The 25,941-nt window shown below is 37.9% G+C and carries 22 protein-coding genes; 10 read left to right on the forward strand and 12 right to left on the reverse strand.

Going from position 1 to position 25,941, the window contains the following annotated elements; translation table 11 throughout:
• Window positions 1–244 precede the first annotated feature (244 nt).
• Both CQZ96_RS14330 and CQZ96_RS14335 read left to right on the forward strand, forming a co-directional pair.
• Window positions 245–2,650: a YgiQ family radical SAM protein gene (locus tag CQZ96_RS14330; protein ID WP_004723458.1), complete on the forward strand. Its 2,406-nt coding sequence runs from the start codon at window positions 245–247 to the stop codon at window positions 2,648–2,650.
• Between the two features lie 431 nt (window positions 2,651–3,081).
• Complete coding sequence (locus CQZ96_RS14335; protein ID WP_004723457.1) at window positions 3,082–3,606, forward strand: DUF2726 domain-containing protein; 525 nt, start codon at window positions 3,082–3,084, stop codon at window positions 3,604–3,606.
• A 58-nt stretch (window positions 3,607–3,664) separates the two neighbouring features.
• Here CQZ96_RS14335 and CQZ96_RS14340 read toward each other — a convergent pair whose 3' ends face one another.
• The 7 genes from CQZ96_RS14340 to argS all read right to left on the reverse strand — a co-directional run bounded on the left by CQZ96_RS14340 (window position 3,665) and on the right by argS (window position 11,062).
• On the reverse strand, window positions 3,665–4,021 hold the full coding sequence (locus CQZ96_RS14340; protein ID WP_056518324.1) for a RidA family protein: 357 nt from the start codon (window positions 4,019–4,021) through the stop codon (window positions 3,665–3,667).
• Between the two features lie 59 nt (window positions 4,022–4,080).
• On the reverse strand, window positions 4,081–4,305 hold the full coding sequence (locus tag CQZ96_RS14345) for a hypothetical protein (RefSeq protein ID WP_105714215.1): 225 nt from the start codon (window positions 4,303–4,305) through the stop codon (window positions 4,081–4,083).
• A gap of 69 nt (window positions 4,306–4,374) precedes the next feature.
• Window positions 4,375–5,787 carry a cell envelope integrity protein CreD gene (creD, locus tag CQZ96_RS14350; RefSeq protein WP_105714216.1) on the reverse strand — a complete coding sequence of 471 codons (1,413 nt, stop codon included), beginning with the start codon at window positions 5,785–5,787 and terminating at the stop codon, window positions 4,375–4,377.
• Between the two features lie 113 nt (window positions 5,788–5,900).
• Entirely contained in the window at window positions 5,901–7,364 is a 1,464-nt protein-coding gene (gene creC / locus CQZ96_RS14355) for a two-component system sensor histidine kinase CreC (RefSeq protein WP_105714217.1), read from the reverse strand.
• Window positions 7,365–7,367: 3 nt separating this feature from the next.
• A complete protein-coding gene (gene creB, locus CQZ96_RS14360) occupies window positions 7,368–8,087 on the reverse strand; it encodes a two-component system response regulator CreB (RefSeq protein WP_004723451.1) in 720 nt (239 codons plus the stop codon).
• 445 nt (window positions 8,088–8,532) lie between these two features.
• Window positions 8,533–9,126, reverse strand: coding sequence for an SPOR domain-containing protein (locus CQZ96_RS14365; protein ID WP_004723450.1), 594 nt, complete (start codon window positions 9,124–9,126; stop codon window positions 8,533–8,535).
• Window positions 9,127–9,271: 145 nt separating this feature from the next.
• Window positions 9,272–11,062, reverse strand: a complete 1,791-nt coding sequence (gene argS / locus CQZ96_RS14370) for an arginine--tRNA ligase (RefSeq protein ID WP_105714218.1) — start codon at window positions 11,060–11,062, stop codon at window positions 9,272–9,274.
• Window positions 11,063–11,284: 222 nt separating this feature from the next.
• Here argS and CQZ96_RS14375 point away from each other — a divergent pair, with 222 nt between their 5' ends.
• Window positions 11,285–11,554, forward strand: coding sequence for a DUF2798 domain-containing protein (locus CQZ96_RS14375; RefSeq protein ID WP_004723447.1), 270 nt, complete (start codon window positions 11,285–11,287; stop codon window positions 11,552–11,554).
• A gap of 5 nt (window positions 11,555–11,559) precedes the next feature.
• On the opposite strand, the gene CQZ96_RS14380 is transcribed toward CQZ96_RS14375, so the two are convergent.
• Window positions 11,560–12,156, reverse strand: coding sequence for a hypothetical protein (locus tag CQZ96_RS14380; protein ID WP_056518335.1), 597 nt, complete (start codon window positions 12,154–12,156; stop codon window positions 11,560–11,562).
• Window positions 12,157–12,480: 324 nt separating this feature from the next.
• Here CQZ96_RS14380 and CQZ96_RS14385 point away from each other — a divergent pair, with 324 nt between their 5' ends.
• From CQZ96_RS14385 to CQZ96_RS14405, 5 genes are all read left to right on the forward strand, one after another.
• The gene (locus CQZ96_RS14385; RefSeq protein ID WP_105714219.1) at window positions 12,481–14,178 is read left to right on the forward strand and encodes an NAD-dependent malic enzyme; all 1,698 of its coding nucleotides are present in this window, start codon (window positions 12,481–12,483) and stop codon (window positions 14,176–14,178) included.
• Window positions 14,179–14,336: 158 nt separating this feature from the next.
• Window positions 14,337–17,711, forward strand: coding sequence for a type VI secretion system Vgr family protein (locus CQZ96_RS14390; protein ID WP_105714220.1), 3,375 nt, complete (start codon window positions 14,337–14,339; stop codon window positions 17,709–17,711).
• A 5-nt stretch (window positions 17,712–17,716) separates the two neighbouring features.
• Complete coding sequence (locus CQZ96_RS14395; protein ID WP_105714221.1) at window positions 17,717–18,253, forward strand: hypothetical protein; 537 nt, start codon at window positions 17,717–17,719, stop codon at window positions 18,251–18,253.
• The gene (locus CQZ96_RS14400) at window positions 18,250–20,643 is read left to right on the forward strand and encodes a M23 family metallopeptidase (RefSeq protein ID WP_105714222.1); all 2,394 of its coding nucleotides are present in this window, start codon (window positions 18,250–18,252) and stop codon (window positions 20,641–20,643) included. Before CQZ96_RS14395 ends, CQZ96_RS14400 begins: the two co-directional genes overlap by 4 nt.
• A 10-nt stretch (window positions 20,644–20,653) precedes the next feature.
• The gene (locus tag CQZ96_RS14405; RefSeq protein WP_105714223.1) at window positions 20,654–21,118 is read left to right on the forward strand and encodes a hypothetical protein; all 465 of its coding nucleotides are present in this window, start codon (window positions 20,654–20,656) and stop codon (window positions 21,116–21,118) included.
• Window positions 21,119–21,362: 244 nt separating this feature from the next.
• Here the strand turns inward: CQZ96_RS14405 and CQZ96_RS14410 are convergent, their stop codons facing one another.
• Entirely contained in the window at window positions 21,363–22,283 is a 921-nt protein-coding gene (locus CQZ96_RS14410) for a Dyp-type peroxidase (protein ID WP_105714224.1), read from the reverse strand.
• Between the two features lie 161 nt (window positions 22,284–22,444).
• Here CQZ96_RS14410 and CQZ96_RS14415 point away from each other — a divergent pair, with 161 nt between their 5' ends.
• Together CQZ96_RS14415 and CQZ96_RS14420 are read left to right on the forward strand one after the other, a co-directional pair.
• Complete coding sequence (locus tag CQZ96_RS14415; protein WP_056518349.1) at window positions 22,445–23,065, forward strand: LysE family transporter; 621 nt, start codon at window positions 22,445–22,447, stop codon at window positions 23,063–23,065.
• Window positions 23,066–23,137: 72 nt separating this feature from the next.
• Window positions 23,138–23,758 (forward strand): LysE family translocator, encoded by a 621-nt coding sequence (locus CQZ96_RS14420; protein WP_105714225.1) that lies wholly within the window; start codon window positions 23,138–23,140, stop codon window positions 23,756–23,758.
• 37 nt (window positions 23,759–23,795) lie between these two features.
• Here CQZ96_RS14420 and znuB read toward each other — a convergent pair whose 3' ends face one another.
• From znuB to CQZ96_RS14435, 3 genes are read right to left on the reverse strand one after another with little or no spacing between them, the layout of a single operon-like run.
• Entirely contained in the window at window positions 23,796–24,596 is an 801-nt protein-coding gene (znuB, locus tag CQZ96_RS14425) for a zinc ABC transporter permease subunit ZnuB (RefSeq protein WP_056518353.1), read from the reverse strand.
• A gap of 3 nt (window positions 24,597–24,599) precedes the next feature.
• Window positions 24,600–25,400, reverse strand: coding sequence for a zinc ABC transporter ATP-binding protein ZnuC (gene znuC, locus CQZ96_RS14430; RefSeq protein ID WP_105714226.1), 801 nt, complete (start codon window positions 25,398–25,400; stop codon window positions 24,600–24,602).
• Entirely contained in the window at window positions 25,373–25,870 is a 498-nt protein-coding gene (locus CQZ96_RS14435) for a transcriptional repressor (protein ID WP_004723431.1), read from the reverse strand. Before CQZ96_RS14435 ends, znuC begins: the two co-directional genes overlap by 28 nt.
• Window positions 25,871–25,941 lie beyond the last annotated feature (71 nt).

The following is a 25,941-nucleotide window of genomic DNA, read 5'->3' on the forward strand; positions in this document are numbered from 1 at the left end:
AAATAAACTTTTCTATTCAATTTCTCTGCGCTTTTAAACAATGCACCATAATGAGTAAATTTTCTTTTTTAACGTATGACGAATATCTTTAACATCTTAAAAAGCTATCAATAACAGACTAAATAGAAGACCAAGAAGAAATGTTTACTTTTTAATCAAACAACATGAGTAAAATTCATGGTAAAATGATCAACTTTCATTTTAGATCTCTCCCGATCGCCAACTGCCAATCGAGAAACTCATCATGTCGACCGCTTATACTGCTCAGACAGCGCCTACTGCGTTGTTTGATTATGACAAATATTGGGCATCGTGCTTTGAACCAGCACCATTTTTGCCAATGTCACGCGAGGAGATGGATCAACTCGGTTGGGATAGTTGTGACTTTATTCTGGTATGTGGTGACGCTTATATCGATCATCCATCGTTCTGTTCAGGAATTATTGGCCGAACGCTTGAAGCACAGGGTTTCCGTGTCGGGATTATTGCACAACCAGATTGGACTTCTGCTGAAGCATTTAAAGTGCTAGGTAAACCGAATATTGCATGGGGTGTGACCGCGGGTAATATGGATTCTATGATCAACCGCTATACGGCTGACCGTAAAATCCGTTCTGATGATGCATATTCACCAGATAATCTACCCAATAAACGTCCTGACCGTGCTGCAACTGTATATTGTCAGCGTTGTCGTGAAGCATTTCCTGATGTACCCGTATTATTGGGCGGTATCGAAGCATCATTACGCCGTATTGCACATTATGATTACTGGTCAGACAAAGTTCGTCGTTCAGTGCTGATGGATTCCAAAGCAGACTTATTGATGTATGGCAATGGTGAACGGTCTGTTGTTGAAGTTATGCATCGTCTTGCCAAAGGCGAAAAAATTCATGAAATCACCGATGTTCGTGGTACTGCATTTATCGTCAATAAAATTAATCGTGTTTCTAAAGCCAAGTTTGTCGAAATTGCATCGAATGATGTCGATGCGATTGGTCGTGTTGATCCAATCATCAATCCTTATGTGATGACTGAAGATTTAGATGGTTGTGAAATTGAACAAGGCAAAGGAAATTCTTTAACCCAATATCAAAATTTCCAAAAAGAATTGGTGGCAAATCCTGTTGTTCGTGAAGGTGATCAACTGGATGAGAATACCCAGATTGTACGGTTACTGCCGACATCTAAAGCAATTAAACATAAATTACCGCCGCGTGAATTGGCTGTGATTCGTTTGCCTGCTTTTGAAGAAGTGGCAACGGATCCTGTACTTTATGCACATACCAACCGCATCTTGCATCTTGAAACCAATCCGGGGAATGCTCGTGCATTGGTACAAAAGCATGGTGAACGTGATGTATGGTTAAATGCACCACCGATTCCATTGACCACCGAAGAAATGGATTATGTGTTTGACTTGCCTTATGCGCGTCTACCACATCCAGCTTATGGTGAAGCGCGTTTCCCTGCATTTGATATGATCAAATTCTCTGTAAATATCATGCGTGGTTGTTTTGGTGGTTGTACATTCTGTTCGATTACCGAACATGAAGGTCGTATTATTCAAAACCGTTCAGAAGAATCAATTTTACGTGAAGTTGAAAAAATTCGTGATACAGCCCCAGGTTTTACAGGCATCATTTCAGATTTAGGTGGTCCAACTGCAAACATGTATCGCTTGCAATGTAAAGATCCTGAGATTGAAAAGAACTGTCGTAAACCTTCTTGTGTGTATCCAGGTGTATGTCAAAATTTACATACCGACCATGCACCACTTACTCAACTTTATCGCAAAGCACGTTCATTAAAAGGCATCAAAAAGATTCTGATTGGTTCAGGCTTACGTTATGACCTTGCGGTATTGAACCCTGAATATGTCAAAGAACTGGTTCAACACCATGTTGGCGGTTATTTAAAAATTGCACCAGAACATACCGAGAAAGGTCCATTATCGAAGATGATGAAACCGGGAATCGGGACCTATGATCGCTTTAAACAGATGTTTGATCGTTTTAGTAAGGAAGCGGGTAAAGAACAGTATTTAATCCCGTACTTTATTGCTGCGCATCCGGGAACGACTGATTATGACATGATGAATCTTGCGATCTGGCTTAAGAAAAATGGCTTCCGTGCCGATCAGGTGCAAACCTTTTATCCATCACCAATGGCGACCGCGACCACGATGTATCACACGGGGAAAAACCCGTTGGCCAAAGTGGCTCGTTATACCGAAAGTGTGGATATTGTAAAAGGTGAAAAGCGTCGTCGTTTACACAAAGCCTTCTTGCGTTACCATGATCCAAACAACTGGCCATTACTACGTGATGCATTACGTGAAATGGGCCGGGTAGATTTGATTGGTAACTCTAAGCATCATCTGATTCCAACTTACCAACCGCAAGGAACTGAAGGGCAATACCAATCTGCGCGTAAGAAAAATTCGACTGTTGACGGTGATTCGCAAAAGCGTACTGGGGATAGCCGTAATTCACAGGCGAAAACTCAATCGCGTCCTTCCAATACCAAAAAGCGTCCTGAGCGTGGTCAAATATTGACACAACATACAGGTTTACCGCCGCGCGAAACAGGTGATAAAAAACCATTTTCTGGAAATGGCAAAGCAAAGTCTAAGCCAAAAAGCAGAGCTTAGTTGCTGTTTGAGAAAGTAATAAGAAAGGATGCCTAAGCATCCTTTCTTAAATTAGCAATTGAATAATAAAAATACCTAACTGTGGATAAGTGTCTGTAAACTGTTGAAAACTTTAGTGTACTAAAAACACACAATTCTCGAATATCATTGTCCTACAATAGTACGCAAGATTCATTAAATTCAGTTGTATTCGCATTCAATACGCGATATATATGAGGTGTAATTCAATTCATTTGGTTGAAATACTAAGTGAATAAAACAAATAATAGTTCAATAAATAAGTTAAAAATGTGATTTATTTGAGTATTTTGAAAAAGCAAATATGAGAATGCGTCTGGCATATTACAAAATTGAACTGATTAAAAATAGTATCTTTGATACACAAGAACTGGTCGTAGACCAAATTATAATAAAGAATTAGGAAATGAAAAATGGACATGATAATCGTTGCGAGTTTGATATTACTTGCTGTCGTGATTGCCGCTGCTTATAAAGGATTGAAAAATAAGCAACAAGCAGATAGTGCTTTACGAAGAAGAGCAGTATTTAACTCACATGAACAAATTACGTTTACGCGTTTAAAAGAAATTTTACCTGAAGCCAATATCTTGGCTCATGTATCTTTTGATGCCTTGTTAACGACAAAATATTTACATACACGTCGTAAGTATCAGCAAATGTTTGCAGACTTTGTTGTGCTGGACAAAGATTATAAAGTTTTAGCTGTGATTGCTTTAGATGATATCAATGCGATTAAGCGCTCGAATCAAAATACCTATGAAGATGCCTTGTTACAGTCGGCAGGTTATCGTGTGATTCGTTATATGGGGATTCCAGAGTATCAGGATTTGCGAGAAGATTTTTTAACAGAATTTTCAGAAATGAGCCATTCGCAAATGTTGGAGGAACATGTACTGGGGAAGTTTGATCTGTACTCAAATCGCGCATATAGCTAAGCAAAAAATGCATGTTTAAACATGCATTTTTTAGTTCATTCAAAATTTAGTATTGAGCTTATTCTGGTTTGACCGCAACAACCGTCATTTCAACTAAAACATCAGGTCGATAAAGCTTTGCTTCTACACAAGTTCTCGGCAGAGCTTGCATATCTGAACACCATGCATCCCAGATTTCGTTCATTCCTGCATAATCATTTTCGATGTCTTTTAAAAAAATCATCACAGACATAATATGTTTTTTATCTGTGCCCGCATCTGCAAGAAAACGATCAATGATATCTAAGGTCTGTTGAGTTTGCCCTTTGATATCCAAACTTAAATCCGTAGCCAATTGACCCGCCAAGTGAACTAAATTTCCCGAAATTGCAATTTCGGAAAAGCGTTTTTCTACGTGCAAACGTTGTACAGTCATGATCATTCTCAAAGTTTGTTTATGTTTTAAATTTTACGTCATCATTTACAATCTGCAAATTAACTTTGTTGCTTGTTGGTGAATTTATCTATACGAATGAGGATTTTATACTTAAAAATAATCAAACAGTTATATTCTGGGCAAATAATGAAATTGCCTAAATTTAAAAATTGAATCTGCGCGTCACGTAACTGATTTAAACAAAATGCAATCGAACATTGCAGAGGACAAAGTTGTTGCAACTGCTTAAAGTGTTGCTGCTCCTGTGGTATGGAAATATTCATTGAAATACCTATTATTTAGAATCTATTTTTAAGCCAGTGAATCGCTTTGAGCTATTCACTGTGCCGTTATCAAGCTTGCGGAGGCGTATAGGGTTTGAGTTTTTGCTCAGGCTTATTGTTGATTTGATACCAGTCGATATGCCGTGTAATAAACATCACCACAGCAAGTAAAACAAATGAAATGATAGAGCCAATTAGGAAGGTTTTGCCTGAAGATTGCAACAGCATATACATCACGGCATAAAGTGAACTCAGGATAATGCTGAATAGGCCAGCGGCTTTAAAACCTTTCATCACATAGTATAAGTACCAGCTCATTAGCCCGACACAGGCAATTCCAGCAACGAAATAAGCCCATGCAAAGGCATAGTATTCACTGATCGAAAGCAGTAAAACAAAGAACACCACTTGAGCCATCGCCACCAAAGAATATTGAATGGGGTGAATCCGTAAGCTTTTAAGCACTTCAAAGAGAAAGAAACAAGCAAAGGTGATGATGATAATCACGATACCGTATTTAATCGCACGATCTGTTTGTGTATAGACATTGACTGATTCTAGGAATTCTGTTGATAAACCAATACTTTGACTAGGTTCACCCATATAAGCTGGCTCTTGTGCAAAATAGCCATTACTAAACTGGCGAATACACTCATTGTTGTCGCAATCAATCAATTTACTGATGTTTTGATGACCTAGAGCAATATTTTTCCATTGTGCGGTGAATTGTTGCGGTGTACTGGTTTTTGCAAAGGGTAAGTTTTGTCCTGAATATTTGGTATCCGCCCAATTGCCTTTGGCCTGATAAGTGACACTACGACTGGTTGGGATCAGGGTGAATTTTCCCAGACCCGTAATATTGGCGGTTAAATCAAAAGTGAAACCATTTTGAATGGCATTGATTAATTCAGGATACTTTTTTGCAGGAACATACATAAAGTCAAAACCAGAACTGTTACTGCCTTGAGCACTCATTTCAAAAGCATAACTTTTATTGAGCATGTTTAAGTTCGGTTGGGTATCTAAGCCGCGAGGATCATGTACAGGGAAGATAATTTCAGCTCGTTCCCATTGGTAATCTTTCTTTTCAAGTGTTGGTTTTTGGAATACGCCTTTGGCCATGAGATTTGCGGTGTAGCTAATTGCTCGATAGATGGTGCGTTTATAAGTGTTGTCAGAAACATTAAAGTTGGATGACCACTGCGTGCTGTCAGCACTGATATATAGCCATTGTTCCTCAGTACACAAATAGGCCACCTTCTTTTCATCGAGGCAGTTTTTTTGCTCATTGTAGGGCACACGGATATACGGTGAAATCACGGTTTGAGGGCTAATATTGTTTTGTGCAATTTCTTTCAGAAATGCCCGTTGATAATCTTGTCGCTCTGAGACCAGACTGGTAATAAAGAGTAAGCCTATCCCAAATAAGGCAACTAAAATTGCGATTGCAATAATTTTGAATGTAATAAAGTTGGATCGCATCACTGTTTTCCTTCGCCGTTGTTTGTTGTCAGTGTTGAGTGTGCGAAACAGCAATGTGCTTTGTTTGAGGCGTATAGGTTTTTTATATGAATTTTAAGTGAAGTTTGGTCGTGCTAAGGCAATTGAATTTTTACCAATACACCCTTTTGGTGGGGTTGTAAAATGGTGATTTCATTTCCTTGAATATTGCCAATGTGAATCTGTCCATGGTGTTGTTCAATGACTTGTTTAACAATGCTCAGTCCAATACCAGAACTGCGTTGTTGGCTAATCGGACGAGGCAAGGAAAAATAAGTATCAAACACTTGCGTGAGTGCATAATCTGGAATCCATTCGCCCTCATTAAAAACCTGTAATTCTATCTGCTGGTGTGTTTGACGATGAAGCCGAATCAGGATTTTTGCTGAATCTGTGGAAAAATCCAGCGCATTATCTAAAATATTGGCAAGGGTTTGTTGAATCCAAAATCGATCTGCACGAAGCATACAATTGGCTTCAATATCCAGTAAACACTGGATTTTTTTGGCTTGAATTTGACTGGCATGCTGGTCTAAAGTCTGTTGAATCAGTTCAGATAAATTGAAATCTTGCATTTCAATTTGATGTTTAGATTTTTCCAGACGGGTCAATAAGAGCATTCGATCAATCAGGCTACGTAAGCGCTGGCTTTGTTCATGAATATGCGTGGCAAATTGTTGTTGATCATTTAGTGGTAAATCTTCTTTGAGTAGTTCTGCACTGGCTTGAATTGCGGTAAGCGGACTTTTGAGTTCATGGGTCAGTGTATTGACATAGTGTTCCACATAAGCACGATCTTCGAGTTTTTCTCGCATATTTTCAACTGCTTGAGCAACTTGATTGAGTTCTTTTGCCGAACGAAAATAGGGGGTTTGATTGACAGGTGCAAGTGCCTGCGCGTATTTACGGACACGGTCAATACTGTGTTTTAGCCAATAGGCCACCAAACTGGCAAGAAACAGACTGAGTAATGTAATCCAAGCGGCTTGTCGGATCAGCTGATTTTCAGCGCGCTGAATATAAGGTTGTACTGAAATATTGGGCTTTCCAATACTGACAACGCCAATCAATTGCTGTTGTTGACCAACTTGATAATAGATTGGCGCTGCGATAAACATAGTGCTGCTATTGCTGTCCTTTTCATAACTGCGTGTAGAGCGAACGCCGTATTTTCCCTTTAAGGTCAGGTAAACATCATTCCATCGTGAGTAATCTTGTCCTGTAGCGATACCTTGTGAGTCATAAATGACGATACCTTTGTTGTCGGTAATATAGATTTGTTGATTGATTTCATTTTTATTATGTTTCCAGATCGTGGCATTGAGTTTTCGATTCAGCGCTTTTTGAATTTTTTCATCAAACTGAACGGTACTGACTTTATTTTCATAGACATCTTCAGCCACTAACATCGCGATAATATTAGCATTTTCCGCAAGGGTATCTTCTACGACCTGTCGAACATTGGGCTTTACTTGTTGATTGAAGGTATAAGACATAAACCATAAACCCAGCAAGATGATCAATCCAAAGAAGAACCAAATACGAATAAAAATGGACATGGTTTATCCTTGCCTTTTTAAACTATAGCCAAAGCCTCGATGGGTTTCGATCGGGTCTTGCTCAGGAGAGATCTGCTTGAGTTTATTGCGAATACTTTTGATATGGGTATCGACTGTTCTTTCTAAACTATGCTCAGGGTGCTCCCATACATGATCCATCAATTGTTGACGGCTAAACACCTGTTCAGGGCGTTGAATCAATAATTTAAGTAAGCGATATTCATAGCGAGTCAGCTGCAGTATTGTGCCTAAGTAATGAATTTGCAAAGCCTCATCATTGCATTGCCAAACTTTAGCTGGCGTTGTAGAAAGCTGTGTATTTGGCTGTGAGGTGTGCTGTAACTGATTTTGTATCTCCATTCTGCGCCAAATGGCTTTAATCCGAGACACAATTTCACGCGAACTAAATGGCTTGGTACAGTAGTCATCTGCGCCAATTTCTAAACCCACAATACGATCTATTTCATCATCTCGTGCGGTTAAAAATAGCAAGGGTGTGTGATTAAAGAGACGAATTTTTTTGCAGACGTCAAAACCATTTAAATCAGGTAATCCAACATCTAAAATAATAAAATCAAAGGGTTTCTGTTGAATAAAATCAATGGCTTGCAGGCCTGAATTGGCCCAAGTCACTTGCCAGTCTTCTCGTTCAAGTGCGTAACGTAACGGCATAAGAATAGCAGCATCATCTTCTACACATAAAATCTGTTTTTTATTATTCATTGCATTTAAAAACTCATAATCTCAATAGGAGTGTACTCAAATTGAAATACTTAGGCGAATGAATTTTCAGTGAAGTTTAGATGAACTGTTTTATTGTTTGAAATTGGCTGAATGCCTGTTGGTGTGGGCTTTTACCCATGTGAATTTCTGAGCGCCCTGTAATCTTCGGATTTGATCGTCACGCCAATCACAGGACAGCAAATCAAAAGTATTGGTGACTTTTGATATCTCGGCAACGACATGGGTAATGTATTGCGGAAAATAGATTACTCTAATTTTGATCAATTTGGGTAAATTTTTATCGAATTATATTTCTTTTGAGTAAAAAGTATTCAATTTGTCCGCATATCTAAATAAGGTTAAAAAACGATTTTGAAGAATAAAACAGGATGCCAAAGCATCCTGTTTTAACGATTGATTAATCAGGCCATGCCTGAAAATTGGATCAGCGTTTAACTACAATAGAGTCAATACCGCTATGTTGTAAGGTTTGTTGGGCAATCACTGCTGCATTTTGTGATTCATAAGGGCCTGAAATCACACGATACCAAGTTTTTCCAGCTTCTGTGCTTTGAACCACATCGGCAGATAAACCATTTAAGATAATTTCAGCACGACGTGCATCAGCAGCATCAGGATCATCATAACTACGAACTTGAAGGATATATTCAGGTTGAACAGGTGTTGTACGTTCAGCATTTACACCGACATCCACATTTTCAGATTGAGAGGGCGCTTCAACAATTACAGGTTGTTGTTGATTTCTGCTTTCAGGAACAGCTTGTTCAGGAATAGGGGTAACCTGTTGTTGGGGTAACAGATCATAAAAACGATAGTCTTTGTTGGTATCTTCTTGATAATGCTCAGACGTGATTTCGTTTTTGGGTTGGACGGGCGCCCACGGTTTCCAGAGCATCAGTGCGACACCAAAACTTAACACGATTAAAATGACGACAAGCATCCCTAACCATTTAGGAATCAATGGTTGTTTAGGTTTGGTTGGCCTTTCTGAAACACCGCGTTGCGTTTTTCCAAACACGTGGAACCCTCTTATTATGTATTGCTTAGATCGTGTTCAAGCATAGTTTTGCTTGAACACGATGTAAAGTAATGATTTATTACACACTTCAATGCTTACGTTGAGCCAGACCTTGGTCTTGGGAACATGTAAAGCAATTCTTGACTTACATACTTTCAGGTGCAGATACACCCAATAATTCAAGACCATTATGTAAGACTTGTTTGATATTTGCTGAAAGCAATAAACGGGCTTGAGTCAATTCCGCATCATCACCCAATACTTTATTCTCGTTGTACCAACCATGGAATAAAGCAGCAAGTTCTTTCAAATAATTACCAACTTGATGTGGTTCATAATTATTTGCAGCGCGAATAAGGACTTCAGGATAAGCCGCGAGTTTCGCTAAAATTTCAGTTTCAGCATCAAGTTGTAATTTTGCAGCAAATTGACGTGCATTTTCAGTATCAAATTGAATATTTGTTGTTGCTGCTTTTTCTAACATACGGCAAATACGAGCATGTGCATATTGAATATAATACACGGCATTGTCTTTGCTTTGAGATACTGCTAAATCTAAATCGAAATCAATGTGCTGTTCAGATTTACGCATCACATAATAAAAACGAGCTGCATCATTGCCGACTTCTTTACGAAGATCACGCAATGTCACGAATTGACCTGAACGAGATGACATTTGTACCATCTCACCACCACGCCATAAGCTGACGAACTGCACTAAAAGTACCGTCAATTTAGATGAGTCATAGCCTATCGCGTCAATTGCAGCTTTAACACGTGCAATATAGCCATGGTGGTCTGAACCCCAAATATCAACAAGGTCAGTAAAGCCACGTTGTAATTTATTTAAATGATAGGCAATGTCAGAGGCAAAGTACGTGGTTTGTCCATTACGACGTTTGACTACACGGTCTTTTTCATCACCAAATTCAGTTGATTTAAACCAAATGTTGCCATCTTTTTCATAAAGAAAACCACGTTGGTCTAATGTTTGTAAGGCTTCATCAATTTTTTCAGCCAAAGATGCTTCACTAAACCAGTGATTAAACGTTACGCCAAACTCACCAAGGTCATCTTTAATGTCATCTAAAATGGCATGTAAAGCTGCTTGATGGAATACACGATAACCTTCACCCACTAAAGCTTGTGAGTTGTGAATTAAGCCATCAATGTGCTTTTCTTTATCGCCTGAAATAACCACTTTATTGCCATCGGCATCAAGCTCTTCAGCATATTGCACATCTTCAGGAACATCTTTGTAAACATCAGCCACACTACGTACATAAGCATCAGCATGTTTGTCGATGATACCTTGGGCGATTTCTTTAACGTAATCCCCTTGATAAGCATTTTTAGGGAAAACTAAAGTTTGGCCGCTTAATTCTAAATAACGTAAATAAGTTGATGTGGCGAGGATGTCCATTTGACGGCCAGCATCATTGACATAATATTCACGTTCAACTTTGGCACCTGTTGCTTCAAGTAAGTTTGCAACAGTCATACCATATGCAGCACCACGACCATGACCTACATGCAGGCTAGAGGTTGGGTTGGCAGAAACGAATTCAACCTGAATTTTCTTGGCTGCATTTGCTTGGGTTTTACCAAATTGTTCTTTTTGGGCTTGGATTTGATCCAGCACAGTAAAGCGTTGATCGGCATTTAAAAAGAAGTTGATAAAACCCGGACCTGCAATTTCAGCTTTGGCAATATCGACTACTTCGGGTAAATTTGCCAAAATTTTCTCTGCAAGATCACGTGGTTTCATACCAGCAACTTTAGCGCCCATCATGGCAATGTTTGATGCGAAATCACCGTGGCTTCGGTCTTTAGTTCGCGTTAAAACACTCGTGTTTTTCCAGTCAGATGGAAGAGTCCCTTCAGCTTGTAGGGATTGCACTGCATGATCAAGAGCTGCTTGTATGGCCGTATTCATAATCTATAGAGAAATAAATGTCGCAGAAAAACGCTAAATATAGCAAATTTTGCGCCTTTTAGGTGAATGCATTTGTATAGAATAAAACTTATTCGATAAGAAAAATGGCAGTATGCTCGATTTCACTCTTTATAAATGTGGTTAAGGTTACGTGGAAGGATTAATTGTTTCAGGTTCATTAAAGGAATAAAATGTGTCCTGTTTGTAAATTTAGAGCGATATATGTCAAATACTCCGCCCACAATTATTGGCAATATCCCAAAACTCCCTGCAAAATTTGCAGCATGGATTATGCCGTTGTTCTTATCTTGTTTAATGAGTGGCATGGTGTCATTGATTAATATGTTGATCAATGTGGGTTTGATTAACGGATTTTGGGTCAAATGGCTTGCTGCATGGATGGTATCATGGGCTGTGGCATATCCTGTGGTTCTGATTGTTTTACCCTTAGTACGACGTTTAACCGCCGTATTTGTGGATATGCCTAAATAATGGATCTACTCTTTACATGTGACAGGCTTGCTAAGCAATTCAGCATGGCCATTTGTAAAGGTATAAAGTTTGGAATTGTTAAAGATTTTAATCACTTTGGCTTTACTCAGTGCCGTTTTAAATGTCGGCATTTTTTTCGCATTGACTAAGTCAAATGGATTGCCATAGTTTTTATTGTCGATTAAGAATTGAACCTGACCGGTTTGCGCATCATGTGCTTTAAGCAGCTCTTTACCATCTTTATCTTCAATCGCAAAACCAGACTTCTGCGAAGGAATCTTACAATTCAAACGCAAATATAGGACGTTTCCATCACTGGATTTGTTTTGTAAGGTGTAAATACCTTGAAGATCATTTTCAATATAGACCCATTGTCCAGTGGGCATATTGATCTTCATTTGTTCTAGTTTTTCGAGGGTGGCTTTACTGACATCAACCACGCCTTGTTGATCAACTTCTGGGATTTTGGCTTCGCCTAAGCCCACCATGCTTTTGACTTTTTCAGTGGTTTTAGAAACACCAGAAGAGACTTTTTTTGCAGTTTGGCAGCCAGTACATGCAATGACTGTGCTAAGAAGGAGTAGAGAGATCTTTGTGTTCATTGTTATTGGTTTAGCTTCATCGTATTTTAAACAAAATAAATCTAAACAGAAAAAAAATCAATGATTGGTCAAAATTGCGTACAAATATGCAGTTTTAATGGCGTGATCATGGCTCATTATTTTAGGGCAAAATATGAAATTAGATAAAAACCAGAATTTGATCAGTAAAACTGAGAATAATTTATCATTCTGTAAAATACTTTGAATATCATTATCACGTATCTAAATACCCATTTAGTCAAAAATAGGCTTAAGCTTGTATCAGACCAAAGTCGTAGCTTAGCAAAAGATAGAAGCAGGCAGTCTGCTTCAATGAGAATGGAAATGCCAACGGAAACCCTGAAAAAATATCCTCTATATATTCATTATGCAGGTAATGCCTTATTAGAGCTGCCTTTATTAAATAAAGGTTCAGCCTTCACAGAAGAAGAACGAACTCAATTTAACTTACACGGTTTAATTCCTCATGTGATCGAAAGTATCGAGGAACAAAGTCAACGTTCATACCAACAGTTCTGTTCTTTCAGTGAAGCGATCAATAAGCATATTTATTTACGAAATATTCAAGACACCAATGAAACGCTGTTTTACCACCTGATTGAAAACCACTTAAGTGAGATGATGCCGATTATCTATACACCGACAGTGGGTGAAGCATGTCAGCGTTTCTCCGATATTTATCGCCGTCATCGTGGAGTATTTCTTTCCTATCCTGACCGTAAATACATTGATGAAATCATTCACAACGTAAACCGTAAAAATGTCAAAGTGATAGTGATCACAGATGGTGAGCGTATTCTTGGTTTAGGCGACCAAGGTATTGGCGGTATGGGAATTCCAATTGGAAAACTGTCTCTTTACACCGCATGTGGTGGTATTAGTCCAGCCTATACATTGCCGATTACCATAGATGTGGGAACCAATAATCAACAATTATTGAATGACCCGATTTATATGGGATGGTCACAACCTCGTGTTAGTGCGGATGAATACTATGAATTTGTCGATGAAGTGATTGCAGCGGTCAAACGTCGTTGGCCAAAAGCACTGATTCAATTCGAAGATTTTGCGCAAAAAAATGCCATGCCTTTACTTGAAAAATACCGTGATAAGATTTGTTGTTTTAATGACGATATTCAAGGAACAGCGGCAGTTTGCGTCGGCACTTTAATTGCTGCGAGTAGAGCCGCAGGTAAACAACTCAAAGATCAGAAAATTACCTTCTTAGGGGCTGGTTCAGCAGGTTGTGGTATTGCAGAACAAATTATTGCACAGATGGTTGCTGAAGGCCTGACGGATGCTGAAGCGCGTGCCAAAGTATTTATGGTGGATCGTTTTGGTTTAATCACTGAAAATCAACCAAACTTATTGGATTTCCAACGTAAACTTGCGCAGAAACCTGAAGATGTTGCACATTGGGGCAATGCTGAGGAAATCATTTCACTGCTTGATGTTGTGAAAAATGCCAAACCAACCGTATTGATTGGGGTATCGGGTCAACCGGGTTTATTTACAGAAGAAATCATTAAAACGCTGGCTGAAAACTGTGAATATCCGATTGTATTGCCTTTATCCAACCCAACTTCACGAGTTGAAGCCGTGCCAGCTGATATTATTCAATGGACAGATGGTAAAGCATTGATTGCGACAGGCAGTCCATTTACACCTGTGAATTATCATGGTGAAACCTATCAGATTTCACAGTGCAATAACTCTTATATCTTCCCCGGTATTGGTTTGGGTGTGGTAGCAGTTCAAGCAACCCGTGTTACAGACAATATGTTGATGGCTTCAAGTTCAGCTTTGGCTGATTGTTCACCGAAGTTGCAAGATATCCACGCAGATTTATTGCCTGATTTAAATGAATTGCAGAAAGTATCTAAAATTATCGCGTTTAAAGTTGCCAAAGCCGCTATTCAAGATGGTGTAGCACCGATGATCAGTGATGAGCAATTGCTAGAAAGTATTGAACAGAACTTCTGGAAACCAGAATATCGTGATTATAAACGTGTTCCGTTTTAACTTTTATTGATAGGTCATGAAGATAAAAAGGGAAATTACTAGATAATTTCCCTTTTTTTAAAAGAAATATTGATTAAAAAATATAACAATTTATCGGTGTCTTTTTTTGAATTTTTAATTAAAATGACGATACTTGTAATTAAATATCAATAACTAAAATGCTGAAAAATATTACGACCTTACTTGAAAGCTTTGGCTTGGGACTACAAACACGAGCGATCCACGTTCAATTCTCAAATCAAGCCTTAAACAGCAGTGTATTCTTGCAATGCATTCAGGGGCAGCAACAGATTAATCAAGGCTTAAAGGCAGAATTACTCTGCCTTTCAACCAATGCGCATATTGCTTTAAAACAATTTATCGGGTGTCAGGTTGCAGTTGATCAAGTCACCGATTTTGGTGAATTGTACCGAACCACTGGAATTGTAACAGGGGCAAGCCAAGGGCAGAGTGATGGGGCGTTAAGTGTTTATAAATTAACGCTTGAAGATGCAACCAGTCTTTGGCATAAGCGTCGTAATAGCCGTGTTTTTATGAACAAAAGTGTTCTGGAAATATCAGAAATCTTATTTAAAGAGTGGCAAGCGAAAAGTGCCTTATTTTCTGCCAGTTTAAGTCTGGACAGTAGTGGTTTAAAAAAACAATACGATATCCGTCCTTTTGTAATGCAAGCCAATGAAACGGATTATGAGTTTTTAACTCGCTTGTGGCGCAGTGAAGGTATTAACTGGTTAGTTGATGAATCTGTACGAATTGTGCCTATTTCGGCAACGCAGATTCAGGCACAGAAATTACGTCTGATTGATGACAATACGCAATATGAGGCAATGCCTAGACGAAGTATTCGCTTCCATCGCAGTCATGCAACAGAACGCTTTGACACGATCACCAGCCTCATCGCTCAGCGCTCAATTCAATCAACAGCAATACAAGTACAACGTTGGCAAGCGGATAGCCTTTTACAAGATCAAGGTGATAGTCAGTTAAGTAATCACCAACATAGTGATCAACAAGACAATGAAACTTTAAGTTTAGAGCAGGCTTGGACAATTAGCCCGGCTTGGACCAGTGATCTCAATGGCGAAGACCAAACAACAGTTTCCAGTTCAGCTCAAGTTGATAAATTAAATACCCAACTAACACAATACCAAGAATTACAGTCCAAATATTTTACCGCAACCAGTTCAGTGCGTGATGCGCAAGTTGGCTATTGGTTTGAACTAAGAGAACATCCTGAAATTGATCAACATGATGGTTCGGATCGTGAGTTCTTAATCTTAGGTAAGACTTTTTACAATCAAAATAACTTACCCAAAGAGTTACAAGATCAGTTATCCAAGCTGCTTAATTTAAATTACTGGAATCATTTAATTAAAGACCAGCGTCAAGCCAATGAGTTGTCCTTGGTGCGCCGTAGAATTCCGATCGTTCCTGAGTATAACCCTTTAGCACATAGACCTTCTGCATTTCCACAACGTGCCAAAGTGGTTGGCCCGCAAGGCGAAACGATTTATGTCGATCAATGGGGGCGGATCAAAGTTCGTTTCCTCTTTACCCGTACCGATGACAATAGTCATGATGGTGGTGCAGGCTCGAATGACAATGATACAGACTCAGCTTGGGTTGATGTATTGACCTCTTGGGCGGGAGAAGGTTATGGCACAAGATTCCACCCACGAATTGGTGAAATTGTAGTCATTGATTTCTTTGATGGCAATGTCGACCGTCCATTTGTGATGGGACGTTTACATGAAGCAGAACGTCATCAAACCATGTTTGATATCAAAGGCCAGTTGCCTGATACCAAAAAATTAAGCGGTATTCGCTCATCGGAAGTGGGTGGATCAGGTTTTAACCAGCTACGATTTGATGACACCACAGGCCAAATCAGCACACAGCTACAAAGTAGTCATGCAGCGACACAACTTAATCTCGGGAACTTAAGTCACCCGAAAGATAAGGAAACCAGCAATGGGCGTGGCGAAGGTTTTGAGTTAAGAACCGATGCTTATGGTGCCATGCGTGCAGGCAAAGGCATGCTTATCACGACGTATGCCCAAGAAAATGCGATTGCAGACCACTTAGAAGCAGCACAAGCGCAGTCCTTGTTAAATCAAGGTGCAGAAAGTATGAAAGTGCTGAGTGAAATAGCAGTCAAACAACAAACGGATGCCTTGAATGTTGTCAATCGTTTGCCGAAACTGATTAATTCTTTAGAACTAAAAGGTGCAAATCAGGCTTTACAGGCAACCGTGGGTTTATTTAAAAATGCTGTGGGTAGTGATCCAATTTCAGCACTGAAAAACAGTGGTGATTTTATTGAGGACATCCAGAAATTTGGTAAAGATACCAAGAATATTGTAGATGAATTTAAAGACTTTTTTAATGATTCCAAAGAGTCGATTGAGAACTTAAAGAGTTTTATTGAAAATATTGAAGAACATGGTTCGGATGTTTTAAAAGGTAAATTAACCAGTTTAAAGGACAAGTTTGATTCAGAACCGTTATCCGCTTTAAAAGACGTGGGTAAGGTAATTGCCAATGTTGAAATTAAGGATTTTGATTTAACCAGTGTTTGTGGAACTTTTAATAAAGGCAGTAAATTGGATGTGAATCCGATGCAGGCTTTAGGCTCCTTACAGGGCTTTATGGAGAGTTATACAAAAGACTTAGAAAATAGTGGTGATAGTGCCAAACAAGAGCAAGGTAAGATCTTTCGTCAGGCATTGATGTTACTGGCTTCACCCAATGGGATTGCACTGACAACCCCAGAAGACATTGTCTTACAAGCTTCACAAGATATTGCTGAAAGTGCGCAAGGCTCAATTAATTTAAGTGCACAGAAGAATATTGTCGGTCATGCACAAGATAAGATCAGCTTGTTTGCAGCACAGAAAGGTTTAAGTGCTTTTGCTGCAAAGGGTCCGATCAAAGTTCAGGCGCAGGATGACTTGATTGAAATCATTGCGAAGAAAGTGATTAAACTGATCGCGACTGAAGATAAGATTGAGCTGACCAGTTCTAAAGAAATTGACTTAAAAGCAGGTGGTACTCAGTTGGTTATCAATGGTAGTGGTGTCTTTATTAAAACTGGTGGAAAGTTTGAAGTGAAGTCGGGGCAACAGTTGTTTACCAGTGGGGCAACAGTGAATGCGCAGTTACCTAAAATGCCTGAGAGTGGAATATTTAGTCGACGTTTTGATTTTGGTGATATTTTTAATTTAGAAGATTTGAAAGATGAAATTAGATTCAAAGTCATAAACAAAACAAAGAATACAGAATATATTGGGATATTGGATGAAATGGGACGCACACCAAGAATATTTAGTGATTCGTCAGATAATGTTGAAATTCAATTTATTAGTAGTAATGAAGACGAAAGTATTATACCTACAAAGGAATTAGATGAAGATCTTTATAATCATGATACTGGGGATTTAGTAGATGATGGAATTCATAGTCAGCTTGAAGAAGCTTTAGACGATGAATATAAAGATGACTTAGAAGATGATTTTAATAAATTTGGAGTATAAGAGAGATGAAACGCAGTCTAATATTAGTGTTGAGCACATTTATTTCAATCCAATCTTTCGCTGAAGAAAATGCTTGTGAAAAAATTTGGGATATCTTCAAAAATAAGAATGAAAGTATCAAAATTGATAAAAGTAATGTCCCATGTAAACAAATTTGGGAAGATGTCAATAAAGCAAAACTTGTAAAGACTATTAGCTTAAATCCAAAAGATGCTCAATGGATGTCAACAGGAGAGTGCCAAGTTATTGAAGTGAATAAAAATAAATACCAAGTTTATTATGCTTATCTGAAAAATGACCATAGTGATATAAGAATCATTAATGATGCTAATGGTAATTATTTTTCATATTTTAGAAATTTAGGCCGCTATGATATGTTTGAAGATAAGTTTTCTCCAACAAAAAAAGCAAATAAAAATGGTGTTGAGTTAAGTTGTCCAGGATTGGGTAATTTTGAGAAATTAAAACCTATTTTAAGCTCATATATCAATAATAAAAAAATTGATATTAAGAGATTTAGTTTTGAGGACTTAAATAAATGAAAAATGGTAAATCTATAAATCAAAAATCTTATCCATTAACCCGATATGGATTTATTTGTGCCGTTTCAAGAAAAGAATCTTCATCAGATTTAAGCCTGCCTTTAACTGCATCTGTAAACATTGATGCAAGTAAAATAAAAAATTCTCTGGGTTATATTGGTTTTTTTCAATTTGGTGAAGCTGCACTTATCGATCTGGGCTATTATAAGCATTGGGATAATAATTCTGATAAAACTAAAGCAAATGATTGGACAGGCAGTTGGGTTGGGCACAATGGTGTTAATTCTTTATCAGATTTTTTGAAATCCCCAGCTAAGCAAATTCAGATCATTGGAGAATGGATAGACCTTCTTTGCAAACGATTAAGAAATAGAAGCTTTAATGAATATTATGGAAAAATAATAAATGGAATTGAAATTACTGAATCGGGCGCTATTGCAGGGGCTCATTTAGTTGGTGAAGGGGGATTAGGTTCTTTTTTAGGTGTACCAGGTTTTAAGGGAAACTATAAAGAATCAGATGGGAATAAAGTTCATATTAGTAAATATATAGATATGTTCAACCATTATGACTTAGAAAGCTGTTGCAGTAGAAAAATATATATATCATTAAAAAATCAAATAGGGCAAATAGCAAAAAATAAAAAAGTAACTATTGAATCTGAATATAGTGGTAAGTTTAAACAATCTAAGTTTATTGTAAATGCAGAGTCAGATGAGCAAGGACTATTACCTGTTATTATTAGACATCCAGGCAGTAAAATTGTCATTAAGGCAGATGGTAAGCAATCGACAGTTATCACACAGGCCCCTGATAAAAAGCAATCTATTGAACTAAGTGTAAGTGAAGATATTAAAGTCCAATCTGTGTTACAAAAACCTGCTGAACCAGAACTAAAACAAGAAAAAGTTGTCGTTATTGAACAGAAAACGGATGCTTCTAAGAAAGATGAGGTGAAAACAGAGGATTCTAAAGATATAAAATTTGATATATCTATAATAGAAAGTGACACAAATAGAAAAATAACGAATATGAAGTTTTTTGTAAGATATAAAGGTAAAATCAAAGAACATATTTCTGATGGTTCAGGAATAAAAACTGGTCTGATTGCGGAAGAGGGTGAGAGTTTAGATATATTAGTAAATGGTAGTAAAGGTTATCAAAAATTAAAAACAATACCTATAACTAAAGGAATAGAAAATAGCTGTATATCAGTCCCATTAGGGCTTGTAAGCGTAAAATTGAAGATACATGATAGTAATGGTAAGGTTGTAAAAAACAATAAGTTTTTTGTCTCATATAGAGGTAGAGAAATAGAAAAAACAACAGATTCTAATGGCTTTATTCAGTTAAAAATGTTAAATGCATTTGTGTATAAGCTATTGCTTTCAAATAAAAAACCTGTTTTGACGTTAAGAAATGATCCAAGTATTTCAGTAATCAATGTGAACTTAAATCCTGCTGCTACAATAATACAGATGCCGCCAGTGGCTTCAAATACTCCAACAAAGACAGTACCAGCAAAAACAGCACCAGCGAAAGAAACACCAGCTAAGAATGAAGAGAGCTTTGTTGATTATTTAATTGATTTTATTCCTTCACTAGGAAAAACAGAGAATGTCCATACAGAGAAAAATGGTAATCCATTAACAAAGCAATATGGTAGTGATGTTTCATTCACTATAAAAACAATAAATAAAGGAACAGGTAAGGAAGAGAACCTCCCCTATTCGATAAATTACAATGGAGCAAAAAGAACGCACTATACAGGGCAAGATGGAGTTGGATTAAAAAAACATAGAGGAGAGGATGGAAAGAAAATAGAAATTCTTGTAGATATAAATGGAAAAGATCAAGTTCTCTATTCTGCAACTCTAAAAACCCCTATGCCAGTCATTGAAATAAGAATAGATAAGCCAAAAGATGATGGATCATATTTATTCCCGCTAAAAACTCGGACAAACTCGTATAAAAAAGGCTTTGCTCGATTTGGTTCTAATCGAAGTGGGGGAAAACGAAAACATGCTGGATGTGATCTTTATGCTTCTGCCGGGACAGAAATTAGAGCAATGGCAGATGGTATTGTAAAAAATGTTTACTACTTTTATGACAACACTGATGCCATTGAGATAGTCCATCAAAAGCATATCATTCGCTATGGCGAAGTTAAAAAAGGTAAAGCTTTAGTAAAAGCTGGAGATAAAGTTGTAAAAGGTCAGGTAATTGCCCATGTTGGTAGCTTAACAACAAAAGGTATTCCAAGTATGATGTTGCATTTGGAAATGTACTCAAATCCAAGTAATAAAGGCACTTTAAGCGGTACAAGTGTCTATAAACGGCGTTCGGACTTAGTTGATCCAACACCATTTTTAGATAGCGCATCATTATGAGCATTCAGTCATGAAGAATATTTATATCTTAATTTTTATAAGTGCTTTAATTGCATGTAGCGATAAAAACCAAGATAAAGCACAAAGTAGTTCAAATAACGAACCAAATGTAATGCAGGCAGACGTGCATGAACAACAATCTTCAACTACAAGTGAGGCTTTACCTGTAAGCGAATCAAAAGTAGTTGCAGATAATGTGGCTGTGACAAAAGATAGTGTTCAAACAAATCAAATTTCTTGCTCAAATCAAAATATTACAGAATGGTATGGTTTTGATGAAGCTGCTGCTGAACCGAAATGTGAAGTGGTCAAGAATTTTAAACTGCCATCCTATAAGTGTGATGTCTCTAAAAATGCCTTTGGTGCTGATAAGGATGCTATTTTATTAGAAAACCAAGACCAGCGGATTTTCGTTTATTCAGACTCTAAGGATTGCAATGAAATGTTAGAAATACGTAATTCTAACGCTCCATAAAATGGACGCTCTAAAGTCTATATGCTGAGGTTTATTTGCATGATAAGTTGCAATATTTAGTATTCAAAATTAGTAATCGTTTTTTGTCTTTGTAGAATGTTTGGATGAAAATAACTAATTGGTAATCAGTGTATTGTTATTATTGTAAACACTTAGGTTGGGTGAACAGAAAAGCTGATCAAAGTCAGCTTTTCTGTATTCAAGAGATAGATCATTCAAAGTTAAACGTAGCTTCTTTCTTATTTTAGTCTTCCAAAATTTCTTCCAACACTTCTTCATTCGGTGCAAAGAAATAAGCACCATCCATAGGTGTTACAAAGTGCAGCAAACGGTCATGAATCCCATCGCCTTGAGTACCAAACATATTGACTAGCATACGATCAATACGGGTTAAGTCTTTGGTATAGGCAATAAAAAATAGACCTTGCTCGCCTTGACCATCGCCATAAGGAAGAGAGTGACGTAGGATTTCTAATTCTTCACCTTCATTATCTTCAATGACAACACGAGCAATATGGGCATTTTCAGGTTTGTGTTCATCGTCCATTTCAATACTTTCTAATTTAGAACGACCAATCACATTTTCCTGTGCATCAACTTTTAAACGTTTCCACTTTTCAAGCTCGTGTACATAACGTTGTGCAAAAATAAAAGAACCATCTTCAAAAATACCTGAATCTTCACCTAATAACGCAGTCTCAGCACGATCATCAGGGAATTGAGGATTTTCAGTACCATCAATAAACCCAGTGAGATCACGACCATCAAGATAACGGAAGCACACCCGCTCATCCAGAACCTCAACTTGATTTTGGATGCCATCAAAAAAGGATTGGCTAAGCGCAAAGCAAATATCTGTACGTGCAGACGCGATATGAATCAGAACATCAGCAGGAACCACTGGCATCTCAAATGCGCCTTGAATCGGTTCTAACTGCTTAAACCCTTCAGGAGTTGTATGATAAAGTTTTGCCCAAAGTTCAGGACCAAAAGCGATTGAGGTTTTAATTTCAGCATCAGGGTGTTGGGTAATTAAACGATCACGTGTACTTAACAACGCATTGAGTTGTTTTTTTAAGCCATCAATAGACAGATTTTTTAAATTTAAAACAATGAAACGAGCATGATTAGAAGGTAAAGGTAGAATTACAGATTGGGCTGTCATATGGTGATGGCTCCTCAATTTTTATTTATCAGCCCCTTATTGTGCATGATCAAGCAACAGCTGAATAGTAAAGTCTTATGCTTTTTACCAATTAAATTAATCGAAATGTATCGTTTTAAAACCGTTATAATAGCGTGTTAAAAGTTTTCTATCTTTTTGTTATGTCGTATCAAGTCTGGTTTGCCTATATGTTGGCGTGCTGGGTGATCAGTATTTCACCTGGTGCGGGTGCGATCGCGTCTATGTCGAGCGGTTTAAATTATGGTTTTCGCCGTGGTTATTGGAATGCAATCGGTTTACAACTGGCATTGTTGGTTCAAATTGCGATTGTCGCAGCAGGTGTTGGGGTATTGTTTGCAACTACACCGCTGGCATTTTTCGTGGTGAAATGGTTTGGGGTTTTATATTTATTGTATTTAGCCTACATACAATGGACAACGAAAACACAGTCGATAGATATCCCGACTGAGCAACCGACAAAATCTATTCCCAAGCTGATCTTATATGGCTTTATTGTCAATATCAGTAATCCAAAAGCCATCGTCTTTTTACTTGCTGTTTTGCCACAGTTTCTAGACTTGTCTAAACCACAATGGATTCAGTATGTGATTATGGCAGCGACCATGATCACGATTGATTTGATAGTCATGGCTGGTTATACGGGATTGGCAGCCAAAGTGTTAAGACTATTAAAATCACCAAAACAACAAAAATATATGAACCGTACCTTTGCTGTCTTGTTTAGTTGTGCTGCTGGCTTATTAAGTCTGGTTCACCAATAACAACATAGGCGATTAACTGAGTCATATATTAGAGATTTGACCCTATAAATAAGCCATTGTTTCGAGGTTACTTTGAATTATTTAGAATTTTATCTGTATGCCATTAGTGTGATTATCATGATTGCAACGCCTGGTCCAGTCATGATCTTGGTTGCAAGTGCAGGTTTAAAAGGTGGCTACCGACAGTCTTTACTGACCATTATTGGGACAAATTTGGCTTCTTTGGTACTTATCACAGCCTCTATTTTAATTTTAAAAGGCATGTTTAGTGTCAATGAAACCCTTTTCTTGATCATTAAAGTTTTAGGATGTCTTTATATTGCCTATCTAGGTTATGGAATTCTAAAAGAAGTATTATCCCAGCAGGAGCATCAACTCAATACGATGTTGTCGCCTGTGGATGGTGGGCTAAGCAAAGGCTTTTTAGTGGGTATCTCAAATCCTAAAGATATCATTTTCTTTTCATCATTTTTTCCGCAGTTTATTCATATTCATGCTGATATAAATACCAGTCTAGTCATCTTAGTCGTGACATGGATTATTTTAGATTTTCTCACGTTATCTTTGGTCTATCTGTCGTTTAATAAGCTTTCTAAAAGTCAAATTTATCCAAAAATATTAGGGCTTTGCGGATTAATTCTGATTGTCATTGCTGTATATGGTTTATATGTTTCGTTAAAAAGCATAGTTTAAATATTGAGTGCGGCTAAAGATGGAAATGATTGATTCATCAAGCCATCTTTCTTACTTTCATTACACAGAAAATCACAGCAAACAGCAAAGACATGGTTAATACGATGCTCAGACCTGTAGAGATGTTCAGAGCTGCACTTGACCATAACCCCACAGTCACACCAATTTGAGCAATCACAAATGCCCCAATCACCATTTGTTTCGGTGAGTGCGAAATAAGACGTGAAGCCAGTGCTGGAATAACCAATAACGCACCCATCAATAACGAACCAACGGCACGTAAAGCGAGTACGGTGAATAAAGCCAATAACAACATAAAAATTAAGCGCTGCCATTTGGCGTTTACGCCTTCACTTACCGCAATATCTGGATCAATCGCAATTTGAATTTGTGCTTGCCAGTAACGGTAGAGGACAGCTAAAGCAACAATAATCACAGTTGCAAAAATCGGTAGGTCTGACCACTCAATTGTTAATAAATCGCCAAATAAATAACTTAATAACTCAGGACGTAATGCGGGTAAATGTTGAATTAACAATAGCCCAGAACAAAGTAAGGTCGCAGCACATAATGCAAGTAAGGCGTCATTGGGTAAACGCGGGTCATGTAAAACCCAAAGTACAGCCACCAAGAGTATCGCAGTAAAGGTAACACCGACCCAAAGCGGTAAAGTTAAAACAGCAGCTAACGCAACACCAAGCAAGGTACCATGCGCCATCGTGTCAGCAAAAAAAGACATTCTGCGCCATAGCATCAAACAACCTAGTGGCGCTGTTAAAAACACTAAAAGTGTTCCCATAATCCATGCAGGTAACAGTAATTCTAACCATTCCATCATGGTTTAAGCTTCCGGTTCTGGGTGAATGTGTGGATGTGGGCCATGTTCACAAGTTTTGGCGGAGTCACCATGTGCACAATGGTCATGATGGTGTTGGTAAAAAGCGTGGTATTTTCCAAAAGTATCACCAAACAAAGCTTGATATTCTGGATGCTGCTGAATACTGTCAGGTAAACCACTACAGCAAATGTGCTTATTTAAACAGACAACTCGCTGAGTGCCTTGCATGACCCATTGTAAATCATGAGACACAATTAAAATGGCGCAACCATAACGTTGTGGCAGGCTACGCACATATTCATACAATTCAGCTTCAGATTGAATATCTAAACCTTGCATAGGTTCATCTAAAACTAAAATATCGGGTTGGCGTAATAAAGCGCGCGCCAATAAAACCCGCTGACGTTCACCACCTGAAAGTTGTTGTACTTTGGCGTACTCTAATTTGGCAATACCAGTATCTCGAATGATTTCAGCTTTAATGGCCTTATCACATTTCTCAAGATCCAGTAGATCTTTAACTCTTAAAGGCAGACTATGAGAGGGGTTAAATTTTTGTGGTACATACGCCAGTTTAATATTTTTTGAGCTGATAATTTTGCCCGCATTGGGTTTTAAAATACCCAATAATACTTTGATCAGGGTTGATTTGCCTGCGCCATTGGGACCAATAAGCGTGACAATTTCTTTTTCTTGTAATGAAAAATCTATATTTTTTAGAATGTCACGATCATCAATTCGGACATTAATTTGTTGCAGTTGAACGAGAGGGGAGTTTACGCTTTGTTCGAGCACTGCTGACATATTCCTGAAATCTCAATAATACTGTGATGTGCATTGAAGTGATCTGACGCTGCTAAGTGGTTTAATTCTTGAATTAAACCTTTTGCTGAAGCTTCTTTCACTGTATGACATTCAGTGCAAATTAAAAATGCGGCTTGATGTCCTTCACGTGGGTGACAACAAGGGATATAAGCATTAATAGAGGTTAAACGATGAATAAAACCTTTTTCTAAGAGAAAATCTAAGGTTCTATACACAGTAGGTGGTGCAGCTGGACGTTCTGCAGCACCTTTCATCTTGGCTAAAAGATCATAAGCACCTACAGGACCTGAGGCATTCAAAATTAATTCAAGTACTTCTTTACGCAAAGGGGTAAGGCGGGCACCTGAGGTTGCACAAAGGCTTTCTGCTTCTGATAAACGAGCTTCTACATTGAGATGATCGTGTACACCATGCAAAGTATCATGCTGCTCGTGTGAACATAAGCTCATATCAGACCTCAAAACTTGTTATTTGAATGGAAGAGAATCGCAAATATTAACATGAAGCTCTATCAACTTAC

This window comes from Acinetobacter sp. MYb10 (assembly GCF_002980175.2).
Taxonomy (GTDB): Bacteria; Pseudomonadota; Gammaproteobacteria; order Pseudomonadales; family Moraxellaceae; genus Acinetobacter; species Acinetobacter guillouiae.